The sequence below is a fragment of the Streptomyces phaeoluteigriseus genome, assembly GCF_001896135.2.
In the GTDB taxonomy this organism is placed as follows: Bacteria; Actinomycetota; Actinomycetes; order Streptomycetales; family Streptomycetaceae; genus Streptomyces; species Streptomyces phaeoluteigriseus.
On the sequence record NZ_MPOH02000005.1, the window covers coordinates 101742 to 124507 of the forward strand.

The 22766-nt window shown below is 73.7% G+C and carries 11 protein-coding genes, 1 tRNA gene, 6 pseudogenes and 1 riboswitch; of the genes and pseudogenes, 4 read left to right on the plus strand and 14 right to left on the minus strand.

The annotated features are described in order from the left end of the window. Positions 1-1098 (minus strand): annotated as a pseudogene (locus BM536_RS42275) (hypothetical protein); the annotation flags it as partial. A gap of 71 nt (positions 1099-1169) precedes the next feature. Between BM536_RS42275 and absR1 the strand changes: the two are divergent. Continuing rightward, the gene (gene absR1, locus BM536_RS03705; protein WP_073496069.1) at positions 1170-2255 is read left to right on the plus strand and encodes a beta-glucuronidase AbsR1; all 1086 of its coding nucleotides are present in this window, start codon (positions 1170-1172) and stop codon (positions 2253-2255) included. Positions 2256-2405: 150 nt separating this feature from the next. Here the strand turns inward: absR1 and BM536_RS03710 are convergent, their stop codons facing one another. The 12 genes and pseudogenes from BM536_RS03710 to BM536_RS03755 all read right to left on the minus strand — a co-directional run bounded on the left by BM536_RS03710 (position 2406) and on the right by BM536_RS03755 (position 13030). Beyond that, on the minus strand, positions 2406-3782 hold the full coding sequence (locus tag BM536_RS03710) for an NtaA/DmoA family FMN-dependent monooxygenase (RefSeq protein ID WP_073496071.1): 1377 nt from the start codon (positions 3780-3782) through the stop codon (positions 2406-2408). An 18-nt stretch (positions 3783-3800) separates the two neighbouring features. Further along, positions 3801-5044 (minus strand): annotated as a pseudogene (locus BM536_RS03715) (LLM class flavin-dependent oxidoreductase). Between the two features lie 78 nt (positions 5045-5122). Further along, positions 5123-5671 carry a putative leader peptide gene (locus BM536_RS41645; RefSeq protein ID WP_073496075.1) on the minus strand — a complete coding sequence of 183 codons (549 nt, stop codon included), beginning with the start codon at positions 5669-5671 and terminating at the stop codon, positions 5123-5125. A 61-nt stretch (positions 5672-5732) separates the two neighbouring features. Next, on the minus strand, positions 5733-6758 hold the full coding sequence (locus tag BM536_RS03725) for a transporter substrate-binding domain-containing protein (protein WP_073496076.1): 1026 nt from the start codon (positions 6756-6758) through the stop codon (positions 5733-5735). A gap of 182 nt (positions 6759-6940) precedes the next feature. Further along, on the minus strand, positions 6941-7771 hold the full coding sequence (locus BM536_RS03730; RefSeq protein ID WP_079275109.1) for an amino acid ABC transporter ATP-binding protein: 831 nt from the start codon (positions 7769-7771) through the stop codon (positions 6941-6943). Then, positions 7768-8748: an amino acid ABC transporter permease gene (locus tag BM536_RS03735; protein WP_073496078.1), complete on the minus strand. Its 981-nt coding sequence runs from the start codon at positions 8746-8748 to the stop codon at positions 7768-7770. The genes BM536_RS03730 and BM536_RS03735 overlap by 4 nt, the downstream gene beginning before the upstream one ends. Positions 8749-8956: 208 nt before the next feature. Further along, on the minus strand, positions 8957-9106 hold the full coding sequence (locus tag BM536_RS40690) for a hypothetical protein (protein WP_158086490.1): 150 nt from the start codon (positions 9104-9106) through the stop codon (positions 8957-8959). 32 nt (positions 9107-9138) lie between these two features. Beyond that, a riboswitch (SAM riboswitch) is annotated at positions 9139-9264 on the minus strand. 65 nt (positions 9265-9329) lie between these two features. Further along, positions 9330-10225, minus strand: a pseudogene (locus tag BM536_RS03740) (glutathione S-transferase C-terminal domain-containing protein). 157 nt (positions 10226-10382) lie between these two features. After that, positions 10383-10499 (minus strand): putative leader peptide, encoded by a 117-nt coding sequence (locus tag BM536_RS44245; protein ID WP_319181953.1) that lies wholly within the window; start codon positions 10497-10499, stop codon positions 10383-10385. An 85-nt stretch (positions 10500-10584) separates the two neighbouring features. Next, a pseudogene (locus tag BM536_RS03745) lies at positions 10585-11342 on the minus strand (class I SAM-dependent methyltransferase). Between the two features lie 60 nt (positions 11343-11402). Beyond that, the gene (locus tag BM536_RS03750) at positions 11403-12332 is read right to left on the minus strand and encodes a carbohydrate kinase family protein (RefSeq protein ID WP_073496084.1); all 930 of its coding nucleotides are present in this window, start codon (positions 12330-12332) and stop codon (positions 11403-11405) included. A gap of 11 nt (positions 12333-12343) precedes the next feature. After that, on the minus strand, positions 12344-13030 hold the full coding sequence (locus tag BM536_RS03755; RefSeq protein ID WP_073496080.1) for a class II aldolase/adducin family protein: 687 nt from the start codon (positions 13028-13030) through the stop codon (positions 12344-12346). Positions 13031-13087: 57 nt separating this feature from the next. Here BM536_RS03755 and BM536_RS03760 point away from each other — a divergent pair, with 57 nt between their 5' ends. After that, the gene (locus BM536_RS03760) at positions 13088-13747 is read left to right on the plus strand and encodes a TetR/AcrR family transcriptional regulator (RefSeq protein WP_094102514.1); all 660 of its coding nucleotides are present in this window, start codon (positions 13088-13090) and stop codon (positions 13745-13747) included. Positions 13748-13807: 60 nt separating this feature from the next. Here the strand turns inward: BM536_RS03760 and BM536_RS03765 are convergent. Next, positions 13808-13884, minus strand: a tRNA-Pro gene (locus BM536_RS03765). Positions 13885-14463: 579 nt separating this feature from the next. Between BM536_RS03765 and BM536_RS03770 the strand changes: the two are divergent. Continuing rightward, positions 14464-21304: pseudogene (locus tag BM536_RS03770) on the plus strand (SDR family oxidoreductase). A 44-nt stretch (positions 21305-21348) separates the two neighbouring features. Continuing rightward, positions 21349-22749 (plus strand): annotated as a pseudogene (locus BM536_RS42280) (beta-ketoacyl [acyl carrier protein] synthase domain-containing protein); the annotation flags it as partial. Between the last annotated feature and the right edge of the window lie 17 nt (positions 22750-22766).

Below are 22766 nucleotides of genomic sequence, written 5' to 3' on the forward strand. Positions count from 1 at the left end.
CACCCAGCACCCTCCCCCAGCCGGTCGCCACCCCCGACCGGACGTCGCCCCGTCGATCCGCCGCACCAACTCCTCCGCCTCCGCCTCCAGCGCCGCCCGCCACGCACCCCGGCCCTCCGCCAGCCGGCGGGCCCGCAACCGCCCCGCGACCGCCCGCAACAGCGGACCGTGCACCGGATGCACAAGCCGGACCGTCGGATCGCGGTCGCCGCCGTCGCCGTCGGCACGCACCAGCCCATCCATCTCAAGCCGCTCCAGCACACCCAGATCCAGCCCCTCCACCCCTACCGGCAACGGCTCCGCGAAGGCGAGCCGGTCGAGGACCTCCCGCTCCTCGGGGCAGGACCGGCCGAGGACGGCGGCGGCCCGCTCACGCAGGGCAGGTGTCACCGGTACCGGCCCGCGCCACCTCCACTCCCCGCCCTCCGGGTCGCGGCCCAGCGCCCCCTGATCCCGCAGAGCCTCCAGCAGGTCACGCAGCAGACCGAGGTCCCCCCGGGCCAGCCGGTGCAGCCGGTTCACGGTGAGCGGCTCCAGCGGGACCCCCGCGGCGGTGGCCAGCAACCGGGTGATGTCCTCGCGGGGCAGGGGTTCCAGGGCGAGGCGCGGCAGGAGGTCTCCCGAACGCAGGCGGGCCACCGCCCCCGGAGCCGGTGCGCCGTCCGTGGCGAGGACCAGCAGCCGGGTGCGCCCATGGACGGCGAGATGATGGACGAGGGCGGCGGAGTCGTCGTCGAGCAGGTGGGCGTCGTCGACGAGCAGGAGCCGTACCCCCGCGAGCAGTTGGACCGCCCGGTGGAGTGTGACGCCCTCGGGCAGGAGATGGGCGAACGCGGCGAAGGCCGTAGGACGGGTCTCGGGCGTGCCGGCCACCCGCACGAGGTCCGCCCCGCGCACCGCCTCCGCGGCCAGTCGGCTACGGCCGCAGCCGGGCGGGCCGGTCACCATGATGCCGGGGCGCCCGGCGCCCGACGAGCGCCGCAGCAGCTCCAGTTCCTCGTCCCGGCCGGTGAACGGCCACGGCGGCGACGGGAGTGGCCGCAGGGTCCTTGCGTCGCGTACGGAAGTCGTCACATCTACAGGAGTGCGCATACTCATGCCTGATACAGGGCGACTTGAGTAGCCCCCGACTCACGCCCCGCCCGGCGTTGCGGGGCAACCTGGAGCCCATGACCGCCCGTTACTGCTCGCTCGCGCAGCAGCCGGCTCCCGCGTTCGCTCCGGGGCTGGCCGCCGAACGGCTCGGCGCGCTCATGAGCGGTCGCCGGATGTGGGTCAACGGCACCGTGCTGCACTACTGCTTCCTCGACGGCGAGACCGACGGGTCGGTCATCCCGGTGCCGGGTTCCGGGGGGACCCGGTGGGTGTCGTGGGCCGGGGACAAGACTCAGCAGGACGTGGTGCGTGACGCGTTCCGCGCGTGGCGGGATCCCGGCATCGGGGTGTCGTTCGCCGAGGTCGACGACCGGTCGGAGGCCGAGCTGCGCATCGGGTTCCAGCAGGGCGACGGCTCCTGGTCGGCGGTGGGCCGGGACGCGCTGCGGGCCGGTCTGAACGAGCGCACCATGAACTTCGGCTGGGATCTGACCGCGCCCGGGGAGCGCGCGACGGCCCTGCACGAGATCGGGCACGCCCTCGGTATGCAGCACGAGCACCAGAGTCCGTTCGCCGGAATCCACTGGGACGACGAGGCCGTGTACGCCGATCTGGCGGGCCCGCCGAACTTCTGGAGCCGGGACCGCACGTTCTTCAACATCCTGCGCAAGCTGGATCCGGCGGAGGTCAACGGCTCGGTCTGGGACCCGCAGTCCGTGATGGAGTATCCGTTCACGGCAGGGCTGATCCTGGAGCCGGAGCAGTACCGCGGGGGTGTGCATCCGGCCGGGGCGCTGTCACCGCTGGACAAGGAGTTCGCGCTCCGCTGGTATCCGCCGCTCGACACGCCCCGTCCACCCGCGCTGGTGCCGTTCCGTTCGGTGCCGCTGTCGCTGGCGGCGGGCGAGCAGGCCGACTTCACCGTAGAGCCGCCGGAGACTCGCGAGTACAGCTTCGGCACCTTCGGGGACGGTGACTCGGTGGTCGTGGTCTTCGAGGAACGGGACGGGGAGCCCCGCTTCCTGGCCGGCCGGGACGACGGGGGCACACCGCACAACGTCACGATCAGGGCCCGGCTCGTCAAGGGCCGCCGCTATGTCGTCCGTGTCCGGCTGTACTCCGGCTGGGGTGCGGGAGAGACCGCCGTCATGTGCTGGTGACGGCGGGGGACGGCGCCGTACGCGCACCCGGACCACATTCCGGCGCCGGGGGAAAATGGCCGGCGTCCGTCACCTTCGGGGGAGGGAGACGGGCGCGGCCGCTTCCGGGGCGGGCCACGACGGTGCCCGGTCAGCCGGCCGCGGGGAACGTCACGACGCCGCCCGGTGAGCCGCGCCCCTCTCGTCCGGGTGCGCGAGGCCGAGGTGGTCGCGCAGGGTGCTGCCCTCGTACTCCGTGCGGAAGACGCCCTGTTCCTGGAGGAGCGGGACGACCTTGTCGGCGAACTCGTCGAGGCCGCCCGGCGTGAGGTACGGGACGAGGATGAAGCCGTCGGAGGCGTCCGCCTGGACGTAGTCGTTGATGGTTCTGGCGACGGTGGCCGGGGAGCCGATGAAGTTCTGCCGGTTGCCGGTCTCGATGACCAGGTCGCGGATGGACCAGTTGTTCGCTGCGGCCAGCTCCCGCCACTCCCGGGCGACGGCCAGCGGATCGCGGTACATGCGGACCTGCGCACGGCCGCGGGCGATGTGGTGTTCCCCGGGGTCGGGGTCGATGTCGGGCAGGGGGCCCTCGGGGTCGTAGCCGGACAGGTCCCGGTTCCAGACGAACTCCAGGTGCTTGATCGCGGTGGCGCCGCTGACCTGCCGGCGGCGGACGTCGTGGGCGATCTCCTCGGCCTCGGCGTCGGTGTCGCCGAGGACGAAGCTGGCGGCGGGCAGGATGAGCAGCTGGTCGGGGCGGCGGCCGTACTTGGCGAGGCGGGACTTCACGTCCGTGTAGAAGGCCTGGCCGGTGTCGAGGGCGGCGTACCGGCTGAAGATGGCGTCGGCGCTGGACGCGGCGAACTCGCGGCCCTCGTCGGAGTCACCGGCCTGGAAGATCACCGGGCGGCCCTGGGGGCTTCGGGGGACGTTGAAGCGGCCGTGGATGTCGAAGTGCCGGCCCTCGTGGACGAAGGCGCCGGCCTTTGCGTCGGCGAGGAAGGTGCCGGTGGCCTGGTCGGCGATGATCTCGTCGCCCCGCCAGGAGTCGAAGAGTTCGTTCGCCGTGGCGAGGAACTCCTTGGCGCGGGAGTAGCGCTCCTCCTGTGGGAGGAAGCCGCCGCGGCGGAAGTTCTCGCCCGTGAAGGCGTCCCAGGAGGTGACGACGTTCCACGCGGAGCGGCCGTCGGAGAGGTGGTCGAGGCTGGCGAACTGGCGGGCCACCTCGTAGGGCTCGTTGAAGGTCGAGTTGATGGTGCCGGTCAGGCCGATCCGGTCGGTGACGGCGGCGAGTGCCGCGAGGACGGTGAAGGTGTCGGGGCGGCCGACGACGTCAAGGTCGTAGATACGCCCGCCCTGTTCGCGGAGCCGGAGTCCCTCGGCGAGGAACAGGAAGTCGAACTTGGCGCGTTCGGCGGTCTTCGCGAAGTGGGCGAAGGAGGCGAACTCGATGTGGCTGCCGGCCCGGGGGTCGCTCCACACGGTGGTGTTGTTGACGCCGGGGAAGTGGGCGGCGAGGTGGATCTGCTTCCGGGGCTTGCTCATGTCGGGGTTCCCTCCGGCTCAGGCGATGGGGGTCCCCGCGGGCTCGAGCGCAGCCGAGAGCCTGGGGGAGTAACGGTTGGCGGGGCGGGGCAGGCCGAGCAGCCCCCGCAGGGTGTCGGCCTCGTAGGCGCGGCGGAAGGCGTCACGGCGCTGGAGTTCGGGGACGAGACCACGGGTGATCGCCGGCAGGTCATGGCCCACCACGGCGGGGCGCAGCCGGAAGCCCGTCAGGCCGGTATCGCGCAACTCCTCCAGCAGGTCGGCGAGTTGGACCGGAGTGCCGGTGAAGATGCGGGCGTCGCCGGTGTACTCCTCACCGGCGAGGGTGTCGAGGCGGTCGCGGCGGGCGGCGGCCTCGGCCGGGTCGTCGTCGAGGAAGACCAGCAGGTCGGCGAAGACGTGCAGCCGCTCGTCGACCCGGCCCGCCGCCTCCTGTTCGGCGCGGATCTCGGCGAGGATCGCGCGGGCCTGTCCGGCGTCGTGCGGGGTGGTGTAGCCGACGTCGGCGGCGCGGGCCACCAGGCGGTAGGGGACGGTGTCGTGGGCGAGGGCGGTGGACCAGGGGCTGGCCCGTGTGGGGGGCGGGGGGTGATGGAGGGGCCCTTGACGCTGAAGTGGCGGCCCTCGAAGTCGATGTAGTGCAGCTTGTCCCGGTCGATGAAGCGGCCGGTGGTGACGTCGCGGATCTCCGCGTCGTCCTCCCAGCTGTCCCAGAGCCGGCGCACGACCTCGACGTGGTCGCCCGCCTCGTCGAAGAGGTCGGCCACCAGTTCCCGGGTGGCGGGGGCGTCGTAGGCCTCGATGCGGGCGATGGTGCGACGGCCGAAGTGGGCGGCCTCGGTGGGGCGGGCGGTGATCTGGACGCGCAGGCCGGCCCGGCCGGAGCTGACGTGGTCGAGGGTGGCGACGGCCTTGGAGATGTGGAACGGCTCCGTGTGGGTGGCCACCACCGTCGGGACCAGGCCTATGTGGCGGGACAGGGGGGCGATCCGGGCGGCGATCAGGACCGCGTCCAGCCGGCCGCGGACCTGGTCGGTGCGCTCGTCCGGGTCCAGGAAATGGGAGGACTGCGGGCCGAGGCCGTCCTCGATGGTGACGAAGTCGAGCAGGCCGCGCTCGGCCTCGGCCACCTGGTCGGCCCAGTAGCCGGCGGTGAACAGTTCACGGGGGCGGGAGACCGGCTCGCGCCAGGAGGCGGGGTGCCAGCCGGTTCCGTCGAGGGCGACGGCGAGATGCAGGGGGACAGCGGGTGTCGAGGACACGGAGGTGCCTTCCTGGAGGTCCGTACGGGAGCACCGGGCCCGCCGGTGGTCAGCGGGCTCGGGGGCGAGGCAACGGGGTCAGGAACAACAGAGGGCGCCGGCCACGCGCTGGAGGTCGATGTGAGGCCGGGAGTGGAGATGTATGGACCGGAGCGGGTTCGGAACGCCGGTGCGCCGCGCTGTCTTCATGTCCCGCGCTGTCTTCATGTCCCGCACGTCCGTCACCTCCGCCCCTCGTGATCGGCCGCTCACCGTCCCCGGCGGCGCCTGGTACATCTCGTCGAAAGTCCCAACGCCCCGGCTCCACAGCGTGTTCCCGGCGTGCGGGACGTCGCCGCGGCCAAGGAGGCCCGCGGACACGGCGCGGATCAGGCGGGTGGCGCGGCCGCGGCGGTGGCCCGGGGCGGTACGGGCGACGAGTCGGACGCCCGCCTCCCCGCCGAGGACCTCCCATCCGTCGGGTAGGTCGTCGGCGGGCTCGACGCGTACGACCGTCGCGGGCCCGGCGAGGGTGTGCGGGTCCGCCCGGACGGCATTGCCGAGGGGGCGCGAGCGGATGGCCGGGGCTCCGCCTCCGCGGAGACGGGTGTGACCGGTGTGATGGGTGTGACGGGTGTGACGGGTCACGGAGGCGGATTCCCCTCTCTCGATGGGGTGGCCGACAGGGTCGCTCGTCTCTGACGGCTGATCAGGAGTCGCTCAACGGCAGCCCGGGCGGGTTGACCTCGGACTTGGCGACGGCCTCGTCGGACAGGTTCCAGGCGGCGAGCCACTTGGCGTACTGGCCGTTGTCGATCAGGTGGTTGAGGGCGGCGGCCAGGGGTTCGGCGAGGCCGCTGTCCTTCTTGGCGGTCGCCGCGATCAGCCCCTGGAGGCTCGCCCCCGCCCCGGAGAACCGGCCCGCGATACGCGTTTCGTTGGGGGTGCCGGCCGTCTTGGCGGAGTGGTAGGTCATGCTCGGGTTCGGCCCGAAGTAGGCGTCGATCTTGCCGCTGTTCAGGGCCAGATAGGCGCTGTTGTTGTCCTGGAAGTACTTGACGGTGAGCTTCTTGCCCTCGCTCTCCAGCTTCTTCTTCCAGGCCAGCAGGATCCGCTCCTGGTTGGTGCCCGCGCCGACCGAGAGGGTCTTGCCGGCCAGCACCTCGTAGTCGCCGTCGAACGTCCACGTGCTCGACTTGGGCGCCTCCAGGGCCAGGTCGTCCTTACGGTAGGAGGCGAACTCGTACTTGCGCTTGCGTTCCTCGGTGACGGTGACGTTCGAGAGGGCGACGTCGACCTTCCCGCTGTCGAGGCCCACGAAAAGGTTCTCCCAGGTGAACTGCTTGATCTCCGGCTCGAGGCCGAGCACCGCGGCGACCAGCCGGCTCAGGTCGGGCTCGGAACCGGTGAGGGTCTTCTGGTCGCCGCCTATGTATCCCAGCGGCGCCGAGCCGGACGGCAGGGTGCCGCTGCCGATCACCAGCTTGCCGCTTTTCCGTACGGCGTCGGGCAGTTGGGCGCTGATCGACTTCACCTCGGACACCTTGAGGGTGGTCTCCTTCGCGGCGCCGTTGGAGACCCGGCCGACGGTCACGCCGCCCGAGCCGGCGGCGTCGGTCGTGGTGGCGGCGTCGCTGGCACCACCGCAGGCGGCGAGCCCGGTGACCAGGGTGGCGACGGCGGTCGCCGCGGTGATGCCGCGTATCAGGCTGCGTCGGGTGATGTGGCTAGACATGACCGTCCTTCGTGGCTTTCGCATGTGGCTGGAGGCTTGGTGCTTGTGGTTGGTGCTTGTCGTTGGTGCTTGTGGCTTGGTGTCTGTGGCGTGGCGCTTGTGGCCTGTCGCTTTGCCGGTGAGATGGGTCGTGGTGGTGCCGTGGGTCTGTGTGTGGGGGGAAGTGCGCGCGGCGCCGACTGTCAGAGGACCTTGCTGAGGAAGTCCCGTGTCCGTTCGTGCCGCGGGTTGTCGAGGACCTCGGCGGGCGGGCCCTGTTCGACGATCCTTCCGCCGTCGATGAAGACGACCCGGTCGGCGACCTCGCGGGCGAAGCCGACCTCGTGGGTGACGATGACGAGGGTGGTGCCGCTGGTCGCCAGGTTCCTGATGACGGCGAGGACCTCGCCGACGAGTTCGGGGTCGAGGGCGGAGGTGGGCTCGTCGAAGAGGATGACGCCGGGGCGCAGGGCGAGGGCACGGGCGATGGCGACGCGCTGCTGCTGGCCGCCGGACAGTTGCCGGGGGTAGGCGGTGGCCTTGTCGGCGAGGCCGACGCGGTCAAGGAGTTCATGGGCCAGCTCGCGGGCGGCGGGCCTGCTGAGCCGGCCGGTCGCCACGGGGGCGGCGGCGACGTTGTCGAGCACGGTCAGGTGCGGGAAGAGGTTGAAGTTCTGGAAGACGAACCCGATGCGGCTGCGCTGGGCCAGGATGGCCCGTTCGCTCAGCTCGCGCAGCCGGTCACCGTGCCGGCGGACGCCGATCGGCTCGCCGTTGACGCTGACGTAGCCGATCTCGGGCTTCTCCAGGTGGTTGATGACCCGCAGCAGGGTGGACTTGCCGGAGCCGGACGGGCCGAGGACGGCGGTGACCTCGCCGGGCCGTACGGTCAGGTCGACCCCGTCCAGTACCCGGTGGCCGCCGTACCACTTGTGCACGCCGTGCACCTCCACGGCGGCGGGCGGCGCCTCGGCGGGCCCGACGGGCCCGGCGGCCTTCGTGGTCACGACGGTCTGGGCGGTCTCGGCGCTCATACGGCGGCCTCCCTGCGCGCACGCTCCCGCAGGTCCCGCAGGCCGGTGCGCAGCTTCTGCAACGGGGTCGGCGGCAGGGAGCGCGTGGCGCCCCGGGCGAAGTACCGCTCGACGTAGAACTGGACGACGGAGACGAGGCTCGTGAGGATCAGGTACCAGACGGTGACGACCAGCAGCAGCGGCACGATGTCGCCGGGGTAGGTGGACCCCATCGACTGGGCGGTGCCGAACAGGTCGAGCAGCGACACGTAGAAGACCAGCGAGGTGCTCTTGATCAGGCCGATCAGTTGGTTGACGTAGTTGGGGGTGATCGACCGCAGGGCCAGCGGGAAGACGATCCGCCGGAACTGGTAGCCCTTGGGCAGGCCGAGCGCGGACGCCGCCTCGTGCTGGCCCTGGTCGACGGAGAGGATGCCGCCGCGGACGACCTCCGCGGCGTACGCGGCCTCGTTGAGGCTGAGGCCGATCACGGCGATCGCCATGTCGGTCGCGAGCCGGGACTCGTCGAAGGTGAGGAAGGCGGGCCCGAAGGGGACACCGACGCTCAACGTCTTGTACAGGGCGCTGAAGTTGTACAGGAACAGCAGCACGACGATCAGCGGGATGGAGCGCAGCGCCCAGACGTAGGTCCAGCTCGCGGCGCGCAGCACCGGGCTCCTGGAGAGCCGGGCCAGGGCGAGCAGGATGCCGCCGAGGAGTCCCAGCACCGCGCTCCACGCGGTCACTTCGAGGGTGATCAGCAGTCCGTCGAGGATCGTCGGCCGCAGGAACCAGTAGCCGAAGCGGTCCCACTGGTAGAAGGGGTTGGTCACCAGGCCGTGCACGAACTGTGCGGCCAGTACCAGTACGACCACGGTGGCGATCCACCGCCCGGGCCGGCGCAGCGGCTGGACGCGCTGCGCGGTGAGCTTCCGCGGCGGCGGGGGGTCGGCGGGTGGTGCCTCGGCGAGGGTCACGGCGCCTGGGGGTTCACTCATGAGGGGCTCCGGCGGGAGTCGGGGCACCCCGGATCACGGCAGGCGTGGGTGGCTGCGGCGGCGCGGCAGGGCGGCGGGGACCGCGCCGTGACGGGCCGGCGCGCACGGCGCACGGATGTGTACGGGGAACCGGGGTGGGGCGGACAACGGCACACCGTTCGGGCGGTGTTCGTCGGGAACGCGGTGTCGGGCGAACGGTGTGAAGGGTTCAGCCCCGACAGCGGGCACGGCCCGGTGCGGTACACAGTGCGCTGTTCACGCGCTGGAGATCGACGGCGCGGTCGGCGACCAGGATGTCGAGGTACGGCCGTACGCAGCCCCGGGGGCGGCGGGCCGCCGTCCTGAGATCTGCGTACATGTCCGTCACCGTCTCTGTCCGGCCCCGTGGGGCCCTCGCGCTTACCGAAGCGTCTGCCACAAAAAACGTCATCCGGTCCGGTCGTCACCTGGGGCACCCCACCGCCGAGCGAGGGTTGCCGGTCAGCAAGCCAGGGCTTGTCGCTGACGCTCATGACCGTTCTGGGGCGTAAGTAAGACAGTTGCCCGAACGAATGTCAACGCCGTCCAGGTGGTGGACCCGGTCAGACCTTCCCGACCTGCGCTTCTGCGTCAGTGCCGGGGGTGGAGTGGGTTGCCCAGTCCAGGATCTGGACGGCGGAGCCGGCGGCCTCCAGACCCTGACAGCGGGCGTGGTGGCGGCGGTTGACACCGTCGAGGTCGAGATGGGCACCGAAGGCCGGGTGGGCGGCCAGCCGTCGGGCGTACGCCCACAGGGCGGGGTGTCCCGCGATGCGGCGTACGGCGTCCGCGTCGAGGTGATGCCGGTGCACGGTGTCGAGCTGGACCAGCGCGACCCACAACTCGACGTCCGCCGCGGTGATCTGGTCGTCGATCAGATAGCTCTGGATACGTAGCCCTTGGTCGAGGACGCCGAGCGTGCGAGGAGGGTGCCGAGGGCCGCGGTGCACTCGGACTCCTCGGTGCCGGCCGCTCCGGCGCGCTGCGCGGCCCCCTCGATGCCCTGGGCGCACATCCGCTCGACGGCCTCGATCTCCGACTCCCTGCCGCACGGGTACAGCGAGGTCCGGCCGCCGCCGAAGTGCCGGGCGAGGTCGCGGGCGATGTCGGGCCCGTGGGTGGAGACGATCCGCCCGGACCAGTCGTCGCTGAGCACCGGTGCGAGGGCGGGTCCGGTGTAGTGGTGGGCGCTGGCCTCGTACAGGGGGCGCAGCGCGGAGTGGCCGCCGTCCGGACAGTCCGGGACGGCGGGCAGGAAGGTGACGGGACAGGCCCGGTCCAGGCCGAGCAGGCTGTGGGTGACGGCGATGCGCAGGCCGTCGGGGTCGGCCGCTGACAGGTGGAGCCGGTAGCGGCGCGGCACGGCGTAGTGGCCGCTGCGGGCGTCGCGGCCGATGCGGCCCCGGAAGGCGGGGGCCGGACCGGCGGACGGGTGGGCGGCGAGCGGTGTGGCGGACATGACTCTCCCCGGGGGCATGCGCGTGGACGGACGCGCGGCGGATGCGACGTCGGACGGAAGCGGTCGGACGGGAGGACGGGCCCGGGTCCCGCGCGCCGGCCGGGACCGTGCCGCGGGGACACCGTCGAGGGGGTTCGGCGCAGGGGGAAGGGCGGGTTCAGCCCTGGGGCATCGCGCTGCAGACGCGCAGCAGGTCGATGTGGCGGCGGGAGGTGAGAAGGGGTGACGACCACGCCGTGCGGCTCACTCGGCGGGCGACCGTCTCACACCCCATGCGTTTCCCTACCTTTTCACTAGGATTCCCGGTCCGAGTGTCGATCCGCCCCCGGCCGCCGTCAAGAGGGCGTCCAGCAGGTGAGTCAGGGGGTGCGCGCACCAGGCTCCGGCAGCCGGTACACCGACACATGGGACCGCGACTCGGCGGTGAACGCGGAGCCGGTCCAGTCGGCGTGCCGGGACTCCAGCCCGAAGCCGGCCAGTTGGGCCATCAGGTCGAGTTCGGCGGGCCAGATGTAGCGGTGCGGGGTGCGGTCCAGCCGGGCCCGTCGGCCGCTCTCGTCGAAGGTGAAGTGGTGGGAGACGACGTACTGGCGCAGTACGTCGTAGGTGTCCAGGCCGATGTAGCCGGGCTCGGAGTTCCAGACGGTCGCCTCCTGTCCTGGCGGGAGGCGGCGCAGCTCGGGCACCCACAGCTCGATGACGAACCGGCCGCCGGGCCCGAGGTGGCGGGCGGCGTTGCGGAAGCACGCGACCTGCTCGGCCTGGGTGAGGAGGTTGGCGATGGTGTTGTAGACGAGGTACACGAGCGTGTACTCGCCCGGTGCGCGCGCCGTCGCCATGTCCCCGACGACGACCGGGATCGCCGTCTCGTCGGCCTTGGTGCGCAGTCGGTCGAGCATCGGGCGGGACAGCTCGACACCGGTGACGGGCACACCCCGCGCGGCGAGCGGGACCGCGACCCGCCCGGTCCCGACGGCGAACTCCAGCGCCCGGCCGCCGTCCGCGAGCTCGGCGAGCCGGTCGACGGCGGCCCGAGGACCTCGGGTGCGAACATGCCGGTGCCCGGAGTGTCGTAGCGCCGGGCGGACTCGGCGTCCCAGATCTGCTGCTGGTCCATGCGCCCCAACGATGGGCAGCGTCGCGGCGGTTGTCCAACGGTTTGTCGCCCCGGGCGGCCTCACGGGCGCGTCTTGGCGCTCCCCGCGAACCCGTCGGCGGCGGCGAGGTCGAAGTCGCCGTGGTCACTGCCGAGTCCCTGGGCGACCAGGGCCGCCGCGGCGCAGCCCAGGACGGCGGCCTGCGCCGGTACGCGCCCGAGAGCGACACCCCGCAGATAGCCGGCCGAGAACGCGTCGCCGCACCCGGTGGTGTCGACCACGTCGACGGCGAAGGCGGGCACGGTCTCGCTCCCGTCGGCGCTCACCACGAGGGCGCCGTCCCCGCCTCGGGTCACGGCGATCGTTCCCACCCCGGCGCCGCGCAGTCTCCGCACGCCCGCCGCCAGGTCCGGCTCACCGGAGAAGCCGAGGACCTGGTCCTCGTTGGGCAGCAGGTGGTCGATGTACGGCAGTGCCGCCTCGATCTGCTCGAAGCTGCCCAGCACACCGGGCGCGAGGAGGTCCACGGAGGTGACCGTGCCGTGCTCCTTGGCGTACGACAGGATGCGCGCGGCGACGTCGACGCCGATCAGTTCGGGGCCGCCGAGGTGCAGATGGGTGGCGGCGGCGACGGCGTCCCAGGGCACGTCGTCGAGGCCGTAGGTGATGTTGGCGCCGAGCAGGTGCAGGGAGGGCCGGTCGCCGTTGGGGCGGATCGGCAGGACGCTCGCGGAGGTGGCGGTGTCGGTGCGACGGACGAGGAACTCGGTGTCGACTCCGGCCCGTCGGAGGAGCTGGAGAAGCATGTCCCCGGTGGGGTCGGTGCCGATGGCGCCCGCGCTGCGGACCGACGCGCCCAGTTTGGCGAGGGTGAGGGCGGTGCCGCCGGCCGTCCCCGCGGCGGTCATCCTGATGTCCTCGACCAGGGTCGCGCCCTGCCCCTCGGGTATGGCCTCCACGGGCCGTACCAGCACGTCCAGGACGTGTACACCCATCGTGACGACGGTCATCGAGCCGAGGCTCATCGGTTTCCCTCCTGCACGGGTGGTACGGGGTGGGTGGTGCCGTAGTCGCGGGCCGACGCCGCCTCGATCACGGCGCGCTGCTGTCCCTCGTCGAGGACGCGGGGCCGCCCCATGGCGGTGGCGTGCCGGTAGACGCCGCAGGCCCATTCGAGCAGCAGGGCGTGCTCGACCGCCTGGTCCAGGGTCGGGGCGTGGGTGACCGCGCCGTGGTTCGCCATCAGGGCGGCGCCGCGTCCGTCCAGCGCGTCGAGCACCGACACGGCGAGTTCGGGGGTACCGAAGGTGGCGTACGGCGCGACCCGGACCGTGCCGCCCAGGGCGAGCAACTGGTAGTGGAAGCACGGCAGTTCGTCGAGCACGCAGGCCACGGCGGTGGCCATGGGGGCGTGGGTGTGGACGACCGCTCCGGTGCCGTGACGGCGGTACACGCCGAGGTGCAGTTCCAGTTCGGAGGTGGGTCGCAGGGTGCCGGCCACGATCCTGCCGTCCAGGTCTACGACGGTCACCTCCTCGGCGGTGATCCGGGCGAGGACCGCTCCGGTCGCCGTGACGGCGACCCGGTCCCCCGCGCGCAGGCTCACGTTCCCCGCCGTACCGATGAGGAGGCCTTCGGCCGCCAGGCGCCGGCAGGCGTCGGCCACGGCGGCCCGCTCCTGACCCAGCGCGGAGCTTGAGTCGGTCATGGGCGCGACGGTAGCGTAAACGTGAAACAAAGTCACCTTCATGTTCGGAGGCGGTTCTTGAGCCCGGCAGACGCGGATCAGGGCGCCGTTCCGCTGCGCCGCACCCCCCGGCAGGCACGCAGCCGGGCCCGGCTGGCACTGCTGCTCCGGGCCGCCGAGCGCGTCCTGGTCGCGGAGGGGGTCGAGGCGCTCACGACGACCCGGGTGGCGGCGGAGGCGGAGGTCTCGGTCGGCTCGCTCTACCAGTACCTGCCCGACCGCGACGCGCTCATCGACGCCTTGGCGGCGGGGTACTTCGCGCGTATCGAGGCCGTCATGGACGACCTGGTGCGGGCCGCCGCGGCCGAGCGGTGGGAGGACCCCGTGGGCGTGCTGCTCGACGCGTTCGCCGACGTCTACCGCACCGAACACGGCTTCCGCGCCCTGTGGTTCGGCAGCGGGCTGACCGAGCGGACCCGGGCCGCCGACCGCGAGCACAAACGCCGGATGGCCGACGGCGTCCGCCGTGTCCTGCTCGCCCTGGACATGGCGGACGACGACGAGGCGGCGGCCCGCGCCGCCCACGCGGCGGTCCTGGCGGCGGACGCCCTGGCCCAGGAGGCGTTCCGACGGGACCCTGCGGGGGACGCGGCGCTGCTGGAGGAGGCGAAGGTGATGCTGCGGGGATATCTGGGCGCGGTCGCGGCACGGTACCCGTCACACGACCGCGGGATCTGAGCCCCAGCACGGCGGAGGCCGTCTTCTCGTCCGAGAAGACGGCCTCCGACCACCTCGTGCTGGTCGGGACGACAGGATTTGAACCTGCGACCCCTTGACCCCCAGTCAAGTGCGCTACCAAGCTGCGCCACGTCCCGTCGCGTCCCGCGCCGGTGAACCGTGGGAACGCGCAGGTAAACCCTACCGTACGCGTATTGGTGCCACGTCGCGGCCGGGCGGAGGCCCGGCCGGACGGGCGGGTGACGCGCCCGTCGGGAACCGGCGGGGCGACCGGGGCGGCACGGGAGAAGCACCGGGGAGGCGCTGGGGCCCTTCCCGGTCACTCGGGCGCGACATGCGGATTTGCCTCGGGGGCCACCCGCGGCCGGAGCTTTCGACCCCCGTTTCGGACATGCGCTCCAAAGGAACCCATTTCCTTCGGTCGTGCGCGTTTCAACAATGTGTGGGCCGGATGAACGGGACCGGCGAGAAAACCAATAGATCCGTTTTCCTACGCCGTGGCCTTTTCTTCGAAGGTGACCGAATCAATGCGGCGGGAAACCGGGCGTTCGTTCAAACGTTGACTGGCGAGTAATAAGCGCACTACCTTTCAACGCGCTTCGAACAAGCGATTTCCTGGGCCTTCCGCGGTGATCCTTTCCCGCCGGAATCCCGGTGCACGCCTTTGCTGTCCCGAACCCCCCACCGTGCAGTTTCACCCTTGATTCGGAGAATCAATGACGTCCACTGTGCGCTCCGAGGACATGATCATCGGCATCACCCCTTTCGGTGAACCCGATGCCGGGCTCGCCCTCGCGGTCGCCGGGGCAGGCGGCCTCGGCGTCCTCGATCTCGGCGACGGCGGCCGAAGATCGCGCGAGGCGCTGGCCCGATTGCGGCGCTCGGCGCCGGGCGGGTTCGGGGTCAGGGTCGGTCCGCGCTGCCACCTGTCCCCCGCCGACCTCGGCGCCGACGGCCCCCACACGGTGGTGCTGGCTCCCGACGCGCCCTGGCCGCTCACCGGCCTCGCGGCGCGGTACCGCCTCCTCGCCGAGGTCACCGACCTGCCGACCGCGCGGGAGGCCGTCCGCGCCGGGGCGCACGGCCTGATCGCGCGGGGCGGCGAGTGCGGTGGCCGGACCGGCACCCTGAGCACCTTCGTCCTGCTCCAACAGCTGCTCGCGGCACCGGGGTTGGGCGTCCCGGTTTGGGCCTGCGGGGGCATCGGACCGCACACGGCCGCCGCCGCGGTGGCCGGCGGGGCGGCCGGGGTCGTCCTCGACGGACAGCTCGCGCTGCTGGCCGAGTCCGCGCTGCCCGAGGCGACGGCAGCCGCGCTGCGCCCCCTGGACGGCTCGGAGACCGTCGTCGTGGCCGGTCACCGGGTGCTGCTGCGCCGGGGCACCGACGCCCCGCGCCTCCCGGAGGACGCCGGACCGCCGGAGGTCGCGGCGCTGCTGGGCGCCCGGGACCCGCGCACCCAGCTGTTGCCGGTGGGCCAGGACGGCTTCCTCGCCGCCCGGTTCGCCGACCGCTGGGGGGACGTACGGCGGACCGTGCGGGCGGTGCGGGAGGCGGTGCGCGATGCCGTGGGCGACGACGGGACCGTGAGGGCGCTGGCGGACGGGTCGCCGATGAGCCGGGCGCTGGGCACCCGGCTGCCGGTCGCGCAGGGTCCGATGACGCGGGTCAGCGACGGGGCCGCGTTCGCGGCGGCGGTCGCCGCGGACGGGGCGCTGCCGTTCCTCGCCCTGGCGCTGGCCGACGGTGAGCGGACGCGGGAGATGCTGGCCGGGACGCGCGACGCGGTGGCCGGCCGGCCCTGGGGGGTCGGCGTACTCGGCTTCGCGCCCGAGGACGTACGGGCCGCGCAGTTGGAGGCCGTACGGGAGCTGCGGCCGACGCACGCCGTCATCGCGGGCGGCCGGCCCGCGCAGGCGCGGGCGCTGGAGCAGGACGGGATCCGGACCTTTCTGCACGTGCCGTCGCCGGGGCTGCTGCGGCAGTTCCTCCAGGCGGGTGCGCGCCGGTTCGTGTTCGAGGGCTCCGAATGCGGGGGGCATGTCGGACCGCGCGCGAGCTTCCCGCTGTGGGAGGCCCAACTCGGGGTCCTGGAGGATTACTTGGACGACGGCGGTGACGCCGGGGACGTCGAGGTGTTCTTCGCGGGCGGCGTGCACGACGAACGCTCGGCCGCGATGGTGGCCGCGCTCGCCGCGCCGCTGACCGCACGCGGGGCGGCCGTGGGCGTCCTGATGGGCACGGCGTACCTGTTCACCGAGGAGGCGGTGGCGCACGGCGCGATCCGGCCGCTGTTCCAGCGGCAGGTGCTCGACGCCGACCGCACCACGCTGCTGGAGTCGGCACCGGGGCACGCCACCCGCTGCGTGCCCAGCCCGTTCGCCGCCGGCTACCGCGAGGAGGAGGCCCGGCTGCGCGCCGAGGGCGTCCCCGACCGGCTGGTCTGGGAGGAGCTGGAACGGCTCAACGTCGGCCGGCTGCGCCTCGCCAGCAAGGGGACGACGCGGGGGACGGACGGCACGCTCGTGCCCGTCGACGAGCGACGGCAGCTCGCCGAGGGGATGTTCATGGCCGGCGAGGTGGCCGTACTGCGGTCGCGACCACCACGGTCGCCGCGCTGCACACCTCCGTGACGGCGGGAGCCGCCGCGTTCCTCTCCCGCCGGGCCGCCGAACTCGGCGTCCGTCAGGCGCCGCGCCCCGAGGCGCCCGCACCGCTCGACGTAGCGGTCGTCGGCATGGCCTGCATGTTCCCGCAGGCACCCGACCTGCCCACCTTCTGGGCCAACGTGGTCGGCGGCGTGGACGCGGTCGGCGAGGTCCCGGCCGACCGCTGGGACCCGGCCGTGCACCACGGCGGGTCCACCCCGTCGAAGTGGGGCGGCTTCCTGCCGCCGATCCCCTTCGACCCGCTGCGCTACGGCATCCCGCCCACCTCCCTCGGCCACATCGAGCCGGTCCAGCTGCTGTCCCTGGAAGCCGCCCGGCGTGCTCTGGAGGACGCCGGATACGGCGAGGGAGGAAGGACGTTCGACCGCTCCCGCACCTCGGTGGTGTTCGGCGCGGAGGCCGGCAGCGACCTCTCCAACGCGGCCACCCTGCGAGCCGTCCTGCCCTCCTACTACGGGAAGGTGCCGCAGGGGCTCGACGAGCAGCTCCCGCAGCTCACCGAGGACTCCTTCCCCGGCATGCTCGCCAACGTCATCTCCGGCCGGATCGCCAACCGGCTCGATCTCGGCGGCGCCAACTACACCGTCGACGCCGCCTGCGCCTCCTCACTGGCCGCGGTCGACGTCGCCTGCAAGGAACTCCTCGGCGGCACCAGCGACGTCGTCCTGTGCGGCGGTGCCGACCTGCACAACGGCATCAACGACTACGTCCTCTTCTCCTCCGTGCACGCCCTGTCCCCCACCGGACGCTCCCGCGCCTTCGACGGCTCGGCCGACGGCATCGCCCTCGGCGAGGGCGTGGCCTGCGTGGTCCTCAAGCGGCTCGCGGACGCCGAGCGCGACGGCGATCGGATCTACGGCGTCATCAAGGGCCTCGGCTCCTCCAGTGACGGCCGCTCCCTCGGACTGACCGCGCCCCGCCCCGAGGGCCAGCGGTCCGCGCTGGAGCGCGCCTACCGCAACGCCGGAGTCTCCCCGGCCGAGGTCGGTCTCGTCGAGGCGCACGGCACCGGCACGGTGGTCGGCGACCGCACCGAACTCGCCATCCTGAGCGAGGTGTTCAGCGAGGCGGGCGCCGAGGCGGGCGGCTGTGTGATCGGCTCGGTCAAGTCGCAGATCGGGCACACCAAGTGCGCCGCCGGGCTGGCCGGCCTGATCAAGACGGCCCTCGCGCTGTACACGGGCGTCCGGCCGCCGACGCTGCACGTGGAAGCGCCCAACGCGGCCTGGGACGCGGACAGCAGCCCGTTCGCCTTCCACACGGAGGCCCGGCCGTGGGCCGCGCCCGCCGGTGAACGCCTCGCCGGGGTGTCCGCGTTCGGCTTCGGCGGCACCAACTTCCACCTGGTGCTCGGCGCCCACCCGGGGCCGGCGGCGCCCGCCCGGGGCCTGGACGCCTGGCCGGCCGAACTGTTCGTGTTCCGCGGCCGGGACGAGAAGTCGGCCCGCCGCTCCGTCGAGGAACTCCTCGAGGTCGCCGGGACCGACGGCCGCCCGTGGCGCCTGCGCGACCTGGCGCTCGGCGCGGCGCGGCGGTCGGACGCGAGCACGGACCCGGTGCGGTTCGCGGTCGTGGCGAGCGACGTGGACGACCTGACCGGGAAACTGCGGACCGTCCTCGACGGCCCGGCCGGCGCGGCCCCCGCCCGCGGGATCCACCGGGCCGAGGCCGAGCCCGCCGGGGACGGCAAGGTCGCCTTCCTCTTCCCCGGGCAGGGCAGCCAGCGCCCCGGCATGCTCGCCGACCTGTTCGTCGCCCTCCCCGGGTTGCGCCCGTACCTGGAGCTGGGGCGGGCCCACGCGGACGCGCTGTACCCGCCGGCCGCGTTCGACGACGCCGCCCGGGACCGGCAGCGGGCCGCGCTCACCGACACCCGGGTGGCCCAGCCGGCCCTCGGCGTCGCCGGGCTCGCCGCACACGCCCTGCTGACGGCCGCCGGCGTGGAGCCGGACATGGCCGCCGGGCACAGCTACGGCGAGCTGGTCGCCCTCTGCGCCGCCGGTGCCCTGGCCCCCGAGACGCTGCTGGAGCTGAGCGCCGAGCGGGCGGCGGCGATCCTCGGGGCCGCCGGGGAGGAGCCGGGGACCATGGCCGCGGTCACCGCCGGTGCGGAGGAGGTCGAGCAGGCCCTCAAGGCGGCGGGCGCACCCGACACCGTCGTCGTCGCCAACCGCAACTCCCCCCGGCAAACGGTGGTCTCCGGTCCGACCGACGCGGTCGCCGAGGCCGTACGGCTGCTGCGCGAGGCCGGTCTGCGCGCCCAGCGGATCCCCGTGGCGTGCGCCTTCCACAGCCCGCTGGTCGCCGGGGCGGGTGACCGCTTCGCCGAGGCGCTCGCGGCCCGCCCGGTGCACGCGCCCGAGTTCCCGGTGTGGTCCAACCGCACCGCCGCGCCGTACGCCGCCGACGCGGGCGCGGTCCGGGCCGAACTCGCCGCGCAGATCGGCGCCCCGGTCTCGTTCACCGAGCAGATCGAGGCGATGTACGAGGCGGGCGCGCGCGTCTTCGTCGAGGCCGGTCCCGGGTCGGTGCTGACCCGGCTGGTCGGACAGATCCTCGGCGAGCGCCCGCACACCGCCGTCGCCTGCGAACCCCGCCCCGGCGGCGGCCTGCGCGACTGGCTCGACGCCCTCGCCCGGCTCGCCGTCGCGGGGCTGCCGGTGCGCACCGGACTGCTGCTGCGCGGCCGGGACGCCGTCGACGCGGTCCGCACCCCCGCGCCCAAGGTCCCCGGCTGGACGGTCGACGGGCAGCTCGTCCGCACCGCCGCCGGCACCCTCCTTCCCGGTGCGCTCGCACCGGCCCGACGTGTCGTGGACACCCTGGAGACGACTGTGACGACCAACCCCCCGCACGGCGTCCCCTGCGACCGGGACGCGCTCGTCTCCGAGTTCCTGCGCACCAGCCGGGAGATGATCGCCGCCCAACGGGACGTGCTGCTCACCTACTTCGGCGGCACGCCCGGTGCACCGGTCGCCGGACCCGTCCTCGTGCAGGCACCGCCGCCCGCTGTCGAGACCCTGCCGCAGGCGCCCGAACTCCCCGTCGCGGCACCGCCGTCGGGCCCGGGGCCCGCGCCGGAGGCCGGCGGGCCCGTCGACGTCCAGCGGATGGTCCTGGAGATCATCGGCGAACGCACCGGTTATCCCGTCGACATGATCGAACCCGACCTCGATCTGGAGGCGGACCTCAGCATCGACTCCATCAAGCGGGCCGAGATCGCCGGTGAGCTGGCCAGGCGCCTGGGCGCGGGCGGCGGCGCGGACCTCGCCTCGATGGACGACGCCGAGCTGGAAGAACTGGCGAAGGCGCGTACGGCGGCGGCGGTGACCGGCTGGCTCACCGCCCGGCTGGGCGCGTCCACGGGGGCGGAGGCGGCGCCGGCATCGGAGGAGTCGGCGCCCGTGGAGTCGCCCGGCTCGAAGGCGGTGACCGGGGAGCCGCCCCGGCGGCACGTCCTGCGCCCGGTGCTCCTCGACGGCCCCGGCGGCTCCGACCCCGCCGCCCTGTTCCCCGGCACCCGCTGGATCCTGCTGGGCGACGAGCCCGAAGTGGCCTCCAGCCTGCAGGCGTTGGGCGCCGAGGTCGCCGTACGGGGCCGGGACCACGTGCTGGGCGACGGGGACGGGCCGGTGGACGGGGTGCTGTACCTCGGGGCACTCGCCCACGACGGCACAACCGTGCTGCCGGACGCGTTCCCGGTGCTGAAGGCGGCTCTGGCGCGGGGGCCGCGGTGGCTGCTGGCCGTGCGGCCGTCCGACGGCGACGCCCGGTCGGCGGGGCTGCGCGGCTTCTTCCGCACCGTGGCCCGCGAGTACCCGGAGACGGTGGCGCGGTCGTCGACCTCACCGACCTGTCGCCCGCCGCCGTCGCGGACGCCGTGGCCGGGGAGGCCGCCGCCCCGGACCGTACGCCGGTCGTCGTGCTCTCGGCCGCCGGACGGTACGGGTTCGAGCTGGTGGAGGCGCCGCTCGGCGCGCTCGGCGGCACGGGCGCCGGACCGGCCGGGGACGGCGCGGCCGAGGCCGCCGCGCTGGGCCTGGACCGGGACTCGGTGGTGGTGCTGGCGGGCGGGGCACGGGGGATCACCGCGCAGTTCGCCGCCGCGCTCGCCGGTGCCGCCCGCTGCCGGCTGGAACTGCTCGGCCGCACCCCCGCGCCGGACGGCCCGGAGGACGCGGACACCGCCGCCGCCCGCACCCCGGCGGAACTGCGCGCCGCGCTCGCGTCGCGCGGCGGTGCGAAGCCCGCCGAGATCAACCGCGCCGCCCAACTCCTGTTGGCGCAGCGGGAGATCAGGGCGACACTGGAGGAACTGACCGCGCTCGGCAGCCGGGCCCGCTACCGCTCGGTCGACTTCCGTGAGCCGGACGCCGTACGCCAGGCGGTGAAGGAGATCCACGCCGAGCACGGCCGCCTCGACGGCGTGGTCCACGCGGCCGGGGTGATCGAGGACCGGCTCATCGCCGAGAAGAGCGCCGAGTCCTTCCAGCGCGTCTACGGCACGAAGGCCACCGGCGCCCAGGCGCTGCTCACGGCGCTGGAGGAACTGCCCACCGCGCCCGCGTTCACGGTGCTGTTCGGCAGCATCTCCGCCGTCCTCGGCAACCGCGGCCAGGTCGACTACGCGGCGGCCAACGACGCCCTGGAGTCGCTCGGCGCCGCCTTCGCCGCCCGCACCGGGCGTCGGGCGCTGACCGTGCACTGGGGTCCGTGGGCGCCCGCGGCCGGGCACACCGGCATGGTGGGGGCGGAACTGGCCCGCGAGTACGCCCGGCGCGGCATCCGGCTGATCGACCCCGAGGAGGGCACCGCGGCGCTGCTGCGGGAGCTGGCCTGGGGCGAGGAGTCCGCGACGGCCGTCGTCCACACCGCCTCGGGCTGGTGACCGCGACCGTGACACCCCGTCAAGTACCGGTCGCCATAGTGGGGATGGCGGTGCTGCTGCCGGGCGCGCCCGACCTGGACACCTACTGGCGGAACCTGCGGGACGGCGTGGACGCCGTCGGGGAGGTGCCGGACGGACGCTGGGACGCGGACTACTACCACCCCGGGACCGCCTCCGAACCGGCCGTCGCGGACCGGGTGTACGCCCGGCGGGGCGGGTTCGTGGACGGGCTCGCGCAGGTCGAGGTCACCCGGTTCGGGATCATGCCGAACTCGGTGGCCGGGACCGAGCCCGACCAGCTGATCGCGCTGCACGTGGCCGCCGCCGCCCTCGACGACGCGGGCGGCACGGACCGGCTCCCGGACCGGGGGCGGGTCGGCGTCGTCCTCGGCCGGGGCGGGTACCTCACCCCGGGCCTGGTCCGGCTCGACCAGCGGGTCCGGACCGCCGGGCAACTCGTGCGCACACTCGGCGAGTTGCTGCCCGGCCTGACAGCGGGCCAACTCGACCGGGTGCGGGAGGCGTTCACGGACCGGCTGGGCGCCGACAGCCCCGAGTCGGCGATCGGCCTGGTGCCCAACCTGGCCGCCTCCCGGGTCGCCAACCGGCTCGACCTGCGCGGCCCCGCCTACACGGTGGACGCGGCCTGCGCCTCCTCGCTGGTCGCCGTCGACCAGGCGGTGGGCGAACTCGCCACCGGGCGCTGCGACCTGATGCTCGCGGGCGGCGTCCACCACTGCCACGACATCACGTTGTGGAGCGTCTTCTCCCAACTGCGCGCCCTCTCCCCCAGCCAGCGCATCCGGCCGTTCCACCGGGACGCCGACGGCATCCTGATCGGCGAGGGCACGGGCGTGGTCGTCCTCAAGCGGCTCGCCGACGCCGAGCGCGACGGTGACCGGATCTACGCCGTCGTCCGGGGCACCGGTGTGGCGAGCGACGGCCGGGCGGCCGGGCTCGTCAACCCCGATCCGGGCGGCCAGGCACAGGCCGTACGGCAGGCGTGGCGGGCGGCCGGGCTCGATCCGGCGGCGCCCGGTTCGATCGGCCTGCTGGAGGCGCACGGCACCGCCACCCCGGCCGGGGACGGGGCCGAACTGGCCACGCTGGCGGAAGTGTTCGGGCCCGGCGACGGCGAGGCCGTGCTGGGCTCCGTCAAGTCGATGATCGGGCACATCATGCCGGCCGCCGGGGTCGCCGGGCTGGTCAAGGCCGCCCTCGCGGTCCACCACGCGACGCTGCTGCCCACCCTGCACTGTGACGACCCGCACCCGGCGCTGGCCCGCACCCGCTTCCGCACCCTGGAGAAGGCCGCCCCCTGGGAGACCACGCCGGACCAGCCCGTGCGGCGGGCCGCGGTCAACGCGTTCGGGTTCGGCGGGATCAACGCCCACGTGGTGCTGGAGGAGCCGCCGGGGGCCCGCGCACCCGCCCCGGTCACGCGGGTCACCGAACCCGAACC